This window comes from Microbacterium sp. AR7-10 (assembly GCF_001878835.1).
GTDB classification, from domain to species: Bacteria; Actinomycetota; Actinomycetes; order Actinomycetales; family Microbacteriaceae; genus Microbacterium; species Microbacterium commune.
This window is the reverse complement of sequence record NZ_MJIR01000029.1, coordinates 36159-45225: the sequence shown is the minus strand read 5'-3', so window position 1 is coordinate 45225 and position 9067 is coordinate 36159. Positions and strand designations below refer to the sequence as shown.

Annotated in this window: 9 protein-coding genes; 3 read left to right on the top strand and 6 right to left on the bottom strand. The window is 69.3% G+C overall.

Annotated elements, in window-relative coordinates; genetic code table 11:
* Positions 1 to 215 precede the first annotated feature (215 nt).
* Genes BFN01_RS01645 through BFN01_RS01635 form a run of 3 tightly spaced genes read right to left on the bottom strand, consistent with a single transcriptional unit; the run spans position 216 to position 2820 of the window.
* A complete protein-coding gene (locus BFN01_RS01645; protein WP_071640853.1) occupies positions 216 to 1127 on the bottom strand; it encodes a Gfo/Idh/MocA family protein in 912 nt (303 codons plus the stop codon).
* 38 nt (positions 1128 to 1165) lie between these two features.
* Complete coding sequence (locus tag BFN01_RS01640) at positions 1166 to 2014, bottom strand: SMP-30/gluconolactonase/LRE family protein (protein WP_071640851.1); 849 nt, start codon at positions 2012 to 2014, stop codon at positions 1166 to 1168.
* Positions 2011 to 2820, bottom strand: a complete 810-nt coding sequence (locus BFN01_RS01635) for a hypothetical protein (RefSeq protein WP_071640849.1) — start codon at positions 2818 to 2820, stop codon at positions 2011 to 2013. Before BFN01_RS01635 ends, BFN01_RS01640 begins: the two co-directional genes overlap by 4 nt.
* Before the next feature lie 285 nt (positions 2821 to 3105).
* Here BFN01_RS01635 and BFN01_RS01630 point away from each other — a divergent pair, with 285 nt between their 5' ends.
* Both BFN01_RS01630 and BFN01_RS01625 read left to right on the top strand, forming a co-directional pair.
* The gene (locus BFN01_RS01630; RefSeq protein WP_071640846.1) at positions 3106 to 4797 is read left to right on the top strand and encodes an FAD-dependent oxidoreductase; all 1692 of its coding nucleotides are present in this window, start codon (positions 3106 to 3108) and stop codon (positions 4795 to 4797) included.
* Positions 4794 to 5066: a metal-sensitive transcriptional regulator gene (locus tag BFN01_RS01625; RefSeq protein WP_071640843.1), complete on the top strand. Its 273-nt coding sequence runs from the start codon at positions 4794 to 4796 to the stop codon at positions 5064 to 5066. The genes BFN01_RS01630 and BFN01_RS01625 overlap by 4 nt, the downstream gene beginning before the upstream one ends.
* A 228-nt stretch (positions 5067 to 5294) precedes the next feature.
* On the opposite strand, the gene BFN01_RS01620 is transcribed toward BFN01_RS01625, so the two are convergent.
* Positions 5295 to 5642 (bottom strand): TraR/DksA family transcriptional regulator, encoded by a 348-nt coding sequence (locus tag BFN01_RS01620; RefSeq protein ID WP_071640841.1) that lies wholly within the window; start codon positions 5640 to 5642, stop codon positions 5295 to 5297.
* A gap of 183 nt (positions 5643 to 5825) precedes the next feature.
* Here BFN01_RS01620 and gnd point away from each other — a divergent pair, with 183 nt between their 5' ends.
* Entirely contained in the window at positions 5826 to 6908 is a 1083-nt protein-coding gene (gnd, locus tag BFN01_RS01615; RefSeq protein WP_256220996.1) for a phosphogluconate dehydrogenase (NAD(+)-dependent, decarboxylating), read from the top strand.
* A 165-nt stretch (positions 6909 to 7073) separates the two neighbouring features.
* Here gnd and BFN01_RS15325 read toward each other — a convergent pair whose 3' ends face one another.
* Complete coding sequence (locus BFN01_RS15325) at positions 7074 to 7250, bottom strand: hypothetical protein (protein ID WP_177243776.1); 177 nt, start codon at positions 7248 to 7250, stop codon at positions 7074 to 7076.
* Between the two features lie 214 nt (positions 7251 to 7464).
* Positions 7465 to 9027, bottom strand: coding sequence for a CdaR family transcriptional regulator (locus BFN01_RS01610; RefSeq protein ID WP_071640839.1), 1563 nt, complete (start codon positions 9025 to 9027; stop codon positions 7465 to 7467).
* Between the last annotated feature and the right edge of the window lie 40 nt (positions 9028 to 9067).

Sequence of the window (9067 nt, the reverse complement as noted above, 5' to 3'; positions counted from 1 at the left end):
TGTTCACCAACGACGTAGACAGCACCGAATGGCGAAGAGGAGGGGGCGGGGATTATTTTTTTTTTTAGATGTGTATAAGAGACAGGTCACGCACAGGGGGCGGGGCACGCCGGGAGCCGGCATACACATCGGGGGCCGACACTCCACATGTCGGACGCTTTCACGGCATCCGTCCGACATCTGGCGTGTCGGCCCCCGGAACGTATCGCGAGAGGTCAGAACGTGATCGGGCGCTTCCCGGCGAGGGATGCGTACGCGGCATCCACCACGGAGACCGCCGCCAGCCCGTCGGCAGCGGTGACCCGCGCGTCGCCCCCGGTGCGGATCGCTTCGGCGAAGTCGGCCAGCTGAGCGCGATACGGGTCGACGCCGGTCGGGTCGACGTCGGTGTCGACGCGCAGGATGCCGTCGGAGCCGGCCACCTCGACCATCGACCGGAACGGCGTGCCCGGCTCGAGCCAGTCGGCCCGCAGGTGGCTGATCGCACCGTTCGAGTGGGTGAGGGTGACATGCGCCGAGACCGGCGGCGAGACACGATCGCCGACCGCGGGCGGGTCCTGGGTGGCCGACACCTCGGCGACCGATCCGGCCAGCCACAGCGCTTGGTCGATGTCGTGGATCATCAGATCGCGGATCACGCCGCCACCGGCATCCTCGGCATAGAACCAGGCCGAATCAGGCGCACCGACCGTGCGCCGGAAGGTCAGCTCGGCAAGGGTGCCGACCGATCCGATGCGCTCGTGCAGGTCGCGATACCCCTCGAAGTACCGCACGACGTGCGCGGGAAACAGCCGCACGCCGGCGTCATCGGCTGCGTCGATGAGCGCCCGCGCGTCGGCGGCGCTCGCCGCGAGGGGCTTCTCGCACACGACGTGCCTGCCGCGCGCGAAGGCGGCACGGGCGATCTCGAGATGCGTGGAAGTGGGGCTGATGATGTCGACCACGTCCACCGCATCGATCAGCTCGTCGAGCCCGCCGATGATCCGGATGCCGTAGCGATCAGCCAGCGCACCGGCATCCGTCCTGCGCAGGATCGCGACATCGGCGCCCAGCGCCATCCAGCCCTCGATGTGCACCGGGGCGATGCCGCCCGCCCCGACGATCCCCACCCGAAGCGTGCTCTTCATGGCCCGACTCTACGCCCGGGAGGGGCCGCGCGATCGGCTCAGCCCGCGAAAGGAAGCGTGGGCTGGCCCCGGATGCCGAGGTCGACGGCGAACAGCGATCCCGCCTCGGTGCCGTGGCCGGGATCGAGCCCCTGCGCCGACGTGGTGATGAACAGGGTGCTCAGCGCGCGCCCGCCGAACGTGCACGCGCTCACCTGCGACACCGGCAGCGGGATGCTCTCGATGAGCGCGCCCGAGCTGTCGTATCCGTGCACGGCCGACCCGCCCCACAGGGCCACCCACACGCTGCCGTCGGCGGCGACGCAGAGTCCGTCGGGCGCGCCGGCGTCGGACGGGATCGACACGAACGGCCGGCGGTTCACGAGGTCGCCGTCCGAGACGTCGAACACGTCGACGCGGCCGGTCGCGGTGTCGGCGTAGTACGCACGCGAGCCTTCGGACGTGAAGGCGATGCCGTTCGAGATGCTCACCTTCGGCAGCACGACGCTGACCGACAGGTCGGCATCGATCCGCGCCAGCGACCCCCGACCTGGCGCCGCGTCGTACGCCATCGAGCCGGCGAGCAGCCGGCCGTCGGGGTCGCAGCATCCGTCGTTCATCCGCACGCCGGGATCGTCACCGAGCCGCGCGACCGCTCGGGTCTCGCCGTCGGCCTCGTCGGCCAGATACAGGGTTCGCGCTCCGACGGCGACGAAGCCGCCCGACCGGCGCGGACGCACGAAGGCCAGATACTCGTCGTCGACATGCTGCCGTGTCACGCCGTCGTCGCGCAGCGTGAGCAGGTCGCCGGCGGCGCCGTCGACCCATCGCAACCCGCCCCACGCGGCTGCCCAGACGGGTCCCTCGGCATGCCAGGCGATCGGCCCGGTGACGTTGTCGACTCTCACGGCTCGTCCCTCCGCAGCGGCATGCGCTCGGGTTCCGGTTCGGGAGCGAGGGAAGAACCGGATGCCCGTGCCGTGCCGATCTGACCGGCCACCTTCTGCTCGAGCACGTCGACGGCCTCGTCGGAGAGCAGGATGAGCCCGTCGAGCTCTTCGCGCACGCGCTTGTAGGCGAGGTTGCGCTCGGCCTGCGTGGCTGCGTCGTCGAGGGCGACGGTGAGCATGTGTTGCGCGCGATCGAGGCGCTTGCGCTCGTCCTCACTGAAGTTCGCGTCACGCAGTCGGCGGGCATCGCGCTCGGCGATGTCGAAGGCGACCGCGTAGTCGCCCACCGCGTCGACGTACTCCGCGATCTCGGCCTCGCTGAGCTTGGCATCCGCAGACGCGGGGCGCAGCGTGTCGGCGATCTTCTTCGCCCGCAGGAATGCGGCGGTCAGCGGCTGTCGCCCGTCGCTCATCGCCGGGAACGCGATGAGCTTGGCGACATCGAGCTCGTAGTCGAGCCAGCGCGCGGTGATCTCGTCGTGCTCGGCGAAGAGGCGCTCGAGCAGCTGGACGGTCGACGCGCGCTCTGCGGCCGCGGTCTCGCGGGCCTGAGCCCTCGCCGGCTGCGCGGTTCCCCCGCGGGCGGCGAGCTGGGCGGCCTTGAGCTCACCCTTCAGGCGCAGCGTCTCGAGTCGCCGCTCGTGACGACGCTTCGATGCGCGCTCCCACGACTTGCCGATGCCGCCGGCGACGCCCATCAGCGGAAACACCAGCCACCAGTAGTTGCCGGCGAAGTCCCACATGCCCCGGAAGAACTCATCCATGATGGGCCCAGCCTACTTCCGCGCACCGCGTGCGCGAGAGGGCTCTCAGCCGGCATCCAGTTATACCCCCGGGGGTATCGGGTACGATCGATCCGTACCCGAACCGAGGAGAGCGAAGATGTGCCGAGCAGTGACCTGCCGAACCTGTGGCAAGACGACGTGGGCCGGCTGCGGCCAGCACGTCGACATGGTGATGGCCGGCGTGCCGTCGAGTGACCGCTGCCGCGGACACGAGAACGAGCCCCGCACGGGTTTCTTCGCGAAGCTGTTCGGGCGGAGCTGACCGTGCGCGTGATCATCATCGGCGGCGTCGCCGGCGGCATGTCGGCGGCCACTCGCCTGCGGCGGCTCGACGAGCACGCCGAGATCATCGTCGTCGAACAGGGCGACTACGTCAGCTTCGCCAACTGCGGGCTGCCGTACTACGTCGGCGGCGTGATCACCGAGCGCGAGTCGCTGCTGCTGCAGACACCAGAGTCTCTGCGGGCGCGGTTCGCCCTCGATGTGCGCACCGGTTCCGAGGCCGTGGCGATCGATCGGGATGCCCACACCGTCACCATCCGGGATGTGCGCACCGGCACGGTCGTCGACGAGCCCTACGACCACGTCGTGCTCGCGACCGGCGCCGCCTCGCGTGACGTGTTCGAGCAGACGCCCCGCGCCCCCGTCGTGTCGACCCTGCGCACGATCGACGACGTCGACCGCATCACCGATGCCCTGGCGGATCTTCCCGACGCGGGCCGCGCCGTCGTCGTCGGCGGCGGATTCATCGGCATCGAGGCGGTCGAGAACCTCGTGCACCGCGGCCTCGCCGTCACACTCGTCCAGCACGGCCCGCATCCGCTCAGTCCGCTCGACATCGAGATGGCCGCGCTCGTCGTCGACGAGCTGCGTGCGCGCGGCGTCGATCTGCGGCTGCGTGCATCGGTGGAGTCGCTGGATGCCGAAGGCGTCCACCTCGACGACGGCACCACCGTCGCCGCCGACATCGTCATCGACGCCAGGGGTGTGCGCCCCGCGGCATCCCTCGCCGTCTCCGCCGGGCTCGCCACAGGCACTACCGGCGGGATCGCCGTCGACGCGCTGCAGCGCACCAGCGACCCGTGCATCTTCGCCGTCGGCGACGGTGTCGAAAAGGTGGATGCCGTGTCTGCCGAGCCCACACTCGTCACCATGGCCGGCCTCGCGAACCGGCACGGCCGCACCGCCGCCGACGCCATCGCGGCCGCTGCCGGGCTGCTCGATTCGGATCCGGCCGACGCGCTGCCCGCGCTCGGCACGGCCATCGTCGGGGTCTTCGATCTCACCGTCGCGATGACGGGGTGGAGCGAGAAGAGGCTGCGGGATGCCGGTCGCGCCCACCGCGTCATCCATGCGCACCCCTCCGACCACGCCGGCTACTACCCGGGCGCCGAGCGGTTGACGATGAAGCTGCTCGTCGACCCGGGCACGGACCTCATCCTGGGCGCGCAGGTGATCGGACGCCGCGGCGCCGACAAGCGCGTCGACGTGATCGCGACGGCCATGCAGGCGGGGCTCACAGCGTCGCAGCTGAGCCGGCTCGAGCTCGCCTACGCACCGCAGTTCGCCTCGGCGAAAGACCCGGTGAACATGCTCGGCTACATCGCCGATAACGCCGCGACGGGGCTGACCCACGCCATCCAGTGGCACGAGCTCTCCGCCGCGGTGGCCTCCGGCGCGACCGTGCTCGATGTGCGCAGCGTCGGCGAGCACGAGGCCGGAGCGATCCCCGGCAGCGTGAACGTCTCGGTCGACGAGCTGCGCGACCGGCTCCACGAGCTGCCCGACGGCGAGCTGATCGTGCACTGCCAGGTGGGTCAGCGCGGGCACACCGCCGTGCGTCTGCTGCGCCAGCACGGACGCCAGGCGCGCAACCTCGCCGGCGGATATCTCACGTGGCAGGCGGGCACCCGGATGCTCGCCGCCGACCGCTCTCTCGAAAAGGAGTCCGTATGAGCGCCGCACCCGATGACGAGATCCGCAAGGTCGTGAACCGGCTCAAGCGCGCCCGCGGGCAGCTGACCGCGGTGATCGACGCGATGGAGGCGGATGCCGACTGCCGTGACGTCGTGATCCAGCTCGCGGCCGTCGGCAAGGCCATCGACCGCGCCGGCTTCGCGGTGATCAGCACAGCGCTGAAGCACTGCGTGATCGACGGTGAGGATGCCGAGGACGGCGCCCCCAGCATGGCGGAGCTCGAGAAGCTGTTCCTCACCCTCGCCTGACGCGGCGTCGACGCGTTGCGTTGCGTCGACGTTCCGTTCTGGGGGCCGACACGCCAGATGTCGGACGTTCTCGCGGGATCCGTCCGACATCTGGAGTGTCGGCCCCCGTTTCGTCCCGGCCCCCGTTTCGTCCCGACTCCCGGTTCGTCCCGACTCCCGGTTCGTCCAGCCCCCGGCCCGTCCCGGCTCGCGGGCTGTCAGGCGGCACGGTCACGCGCGGCCGCCGTGTCACCCGAGCTTCTCGGCGCACGGCACGCACATCCGCGCGAACGGGCGCACCTCGAGTCGCGCCTCGGGGATGGGCTGCCCACAGTTCGCGCAGATGCCGTAGTCACCGGCATCCCATCGCTCCAGCGCGTCGTCGTACTGCCGCACCTCGTCGGCCGCCGCCTCGGCCAGCGCCGACAGCCGCGACCATTCCGACGACAGTGTCACGCCCTCGGGGTCGTGTTCGTCGTCGTCGTTCGATCCCTGTCGGTCGTGCACGAGTTCGGCCAGGGCGGATGCCGCATGCTCGGCGCGCGCCGCCGCATCCTGCCGCTGGGCGGCGAGCGACTCCCGACTGATCCCGGCCATCTCGCCACCCTAGCCCGACTGCCAGCGACGTTGCCGCCGGTGCAGCGGCGTGCGGTCGGCCCGCCGACCCCGCATGCGCCCGCACCTCGAAGGCGAACAATGCCACATGCGCGCGCTCGCCGCAGGGGCCTTGCCCGCGATCACGCATGTGCGTGACCATGGGAATGCCAATCGACGGGAGACATGATGCAGCTGGGAATGATCGGACTCGGACGCATGGGCGCGAACATCGTGCGCCGACTGATGCGGGACGGACACGAATGCGTCGGGTTTGACGTGAACCAGGACGCGGTCCAGGCGATCGTCGCCGATGGTGCGACCGGGGCGAGCGACCTGCAGAACTTCGTGTCGAAGCTGCAGACCCCCCGCGTGATCTGGTTGATGGTCCCGGCCGGGCTCACCGGCTCAATTCTCGAGCAGGTCGCCGACCTGCTCGATGAGGGCGACATCGTCATCGACGGTGGCAACTCCAACTACCGCGACGACGTGCGCCGCGCGGCCGCGATGCGCGAGCGCGGCATCGAGTACGTCGACGCCGGCACGAGCGGCGGCGTGTTCGGCCTCGAGCGCGGGTACTGCCTCATGGTCGGCGGATCGGATGCCGCAGTGCAGCACATCGAGCCGCTGCTGAAGACCATCGCCCCGGGTGTCGGCGAGATCGAACGCACGCCCGGACGCACCGGCGACCTCGCGCCGGAAGAACAGGGTTACCTGCACTGCGGTCCCGCCGGGGCCGGGCACTTCGTGAAGATGGTGCACAACGGCATCGAGTACGGCATCATGGCCGCGATCGCCGAGGGTCTGAACCTGCTCGAGAACGCCGACGCGGGAGTGCGCGAGGCCGAGCACTCCGCCGAGGTCGCGCCACTCGAAGAGCCCGAGTTCTACCAGTTCCCCATCGATACCGCGAAGGTCACCGAGCTGTGGCGCCGCGGGTCAGTGATCTCGTCGTGGCTGCTCGACCTCACCGCGACCGCACTGAACGAGAACCCCACCCTGCACGACCTCGCCGGCCGCGTCTCAGACTCGGGCGAGGGACGCTGGACGGTCAAGGCCGCCGTGGACGTCGGCGTGCCCGTGCCCGTGCTCTCGTCCGCACTGTTCGAGCGCTTCGCCTCGCGCGGCGAAGACCACTTTGCGAACCAGGTGCTCTCGGCGATGCGTCTGCAGTTCGGCGGGCACAAGGAGCTTCCCGCCGGTGACGTTCTCGAGGCCGGCGGTCGCAAGTCGGAGTCGAGCGACCGCGGGCAGTCCGACACCGCGTGAGGCGCCGGTCGGTCATCCTTGCGGATGCCGCGCAGGCGCCAGTATCGGGAAGTATGCTGGCGCAGAACTGACTGGTTCCATCCGGTCGTCTCGGAGTACTCGAGGCGACCAAATAGGACTCGCGAATGCGCTCCAGTGCGGGCGTCGTCACACAGCCCCCGTATGCTAATCCCCGGCGTTCCGCTCGTCGGTGCCCTCGGCGCGGTGCTCCCGCACGGCCTTGTCGTCGACCTGCGCGGGCGGCGTGTCCATGAGATTGTTGGGGCCGCCGGTGCTGTCGTCCATGCCGTTTGAGAGCAACTCCTGGTCGTTGGGATCGCGGTCGGGTGTGCTGTCGCTCATGCCTACTCCTTCGGTCGGCGTGCACCCGATGCTCTCTGAGGTGTCGAGGTTGCAGGAGGAAGTTGATAGGTCGGCGTCGCGCGACCCAGGGATGCCCCAGGCCCACCTCCCGGAGGCAACCACGTCCACGCAGGCGCCGTCCACCGGCGTGAGCAGCCCACGCCCACTCTGCGCGGGCGAACACTGCTTGCTCTCGTGGTCGCCCGAAACCGCGTCACAAGTGATGCTCGGTGCGCAGCAGCATCCAGAGCACCAATCGCGCGTCCGGTTCGTTGAGGTCCACCTTCAGCTGATCCTCGAACCGCCGGAGTCGATAGCGCACCGTATTCGTGTGAATGCCGAGGCGTGCCGCTGCCGCGCTGGGATTGCCCCAGTCGTCGAGCAGGACGGCGAGCACTCGCCGCTGCTCCCGAGCGCGTGACGTCTTCGCGAAGAGCTGCCGGACTGTCTCTGGCAGAGCCGCTCGCGGAACCTGTTCGGGCAGCGCTTCTGCGAGCGTCAACGGTGCCCAAAGATCCGCGAGCGTCGCAAGGCCCGTACGACCGTCTCGAGCCATTTTTCTCACCATTCTGTCGGCGTCGTTCGCCGACTGCTCGATCCCGGAAGTGTCCGACCAGTGCCTCCCGACCGCGACGGCAATGGTCGCGCCCATGCCGGAGAAGCTCTCAGAGAGCGACTTGGCGAGCGTTGCCGAGCCTGCGGACGAGCATTCCGCGGCGGGGGAGTCGCAACCCAGATGCAGCATGAAAGCGACCCCGTCTGCAGTGGTCGAGAGCGTGGCTGCGCGACGGGACCTCGCTGTGACATCCGCGAGGACACGGATGGCATCGGCATCCATTGCCTGCCGGCTTCGCGGTAGGTTGACCTCTTTCAGCGCGATCGCGTGACCCGGGCGCGTAAAGTCCGGAGCGCCGTAGCCGAGCGCGGTACGGGGGTCCGCAGGCTCTTTGCCGGACAGTAGGTCTGCGACGGCTTCGTCGCGACGCACTCTTTCGTCGTCACGCCTACGCATTAGCGCGCCCAACAGAGGGCTCATCTCTGCGGCTGCAGCGCGCAGCACCTCGGCATCTCGTTCGCAGAAGACCGGGGCGTCACGTGCGAGCCAGATGCTGCCAAGTAGACGGCCGTGATGCCGAATTCCAGCGATCAATCGCTGCCCGAGGCCAGCAGCATCGACGCTCTCCGTCTGAATTATCGGAGTGCCAGCGATCAGTCGTGCAAGCACACCCTGGCCGTTAAAGATTTGCTGGTACGGGCCGGGGAGTTGCCGCTGAAGAACCGCCTCGCGGCGTGCCGGATCGACGCCGGGGGTCATTCGGGAGTACGCGAGCAACTGAAAGGTGTCATCCTCGACGATGATGTGCCCGCCGACGTCTGCTGCAGCTCTGTCCGCGATCGCAACGATGCTCATCCGGCCCATCTCGTCTGCGGAGCGGCGCTCTCCCGCGTCTTCTCCGATCTGCGCGAGACGAGCGCGCACCCATTCCGGGTCGGTCCCCGGCCGCAGCACGAGCACGGAGATGTCACAGGCGGGCGGCCAGACGATCGCCGTCGCGGTGTGCGTGAGGATCAGGAGGTCACACCCGTGCGCGCGTGCTGTCGCGACCACACCGTCGAGCGCCGCGCGATCGGAGAGACTGCGGGATTCGATGCGTACGGTACCCACGTCGGCGGGCACGGTGTCATCGCGCGCCCCGACCATGACGTCGACATAGCGATGCAGAGCGTCACTGATGCGCCCGAGCGATACGCGAAGGTCGAGACGAAGATCCGACATGACCCTCTCCTTGTTGCATGCGACAAGTTAGCTGTGGCGG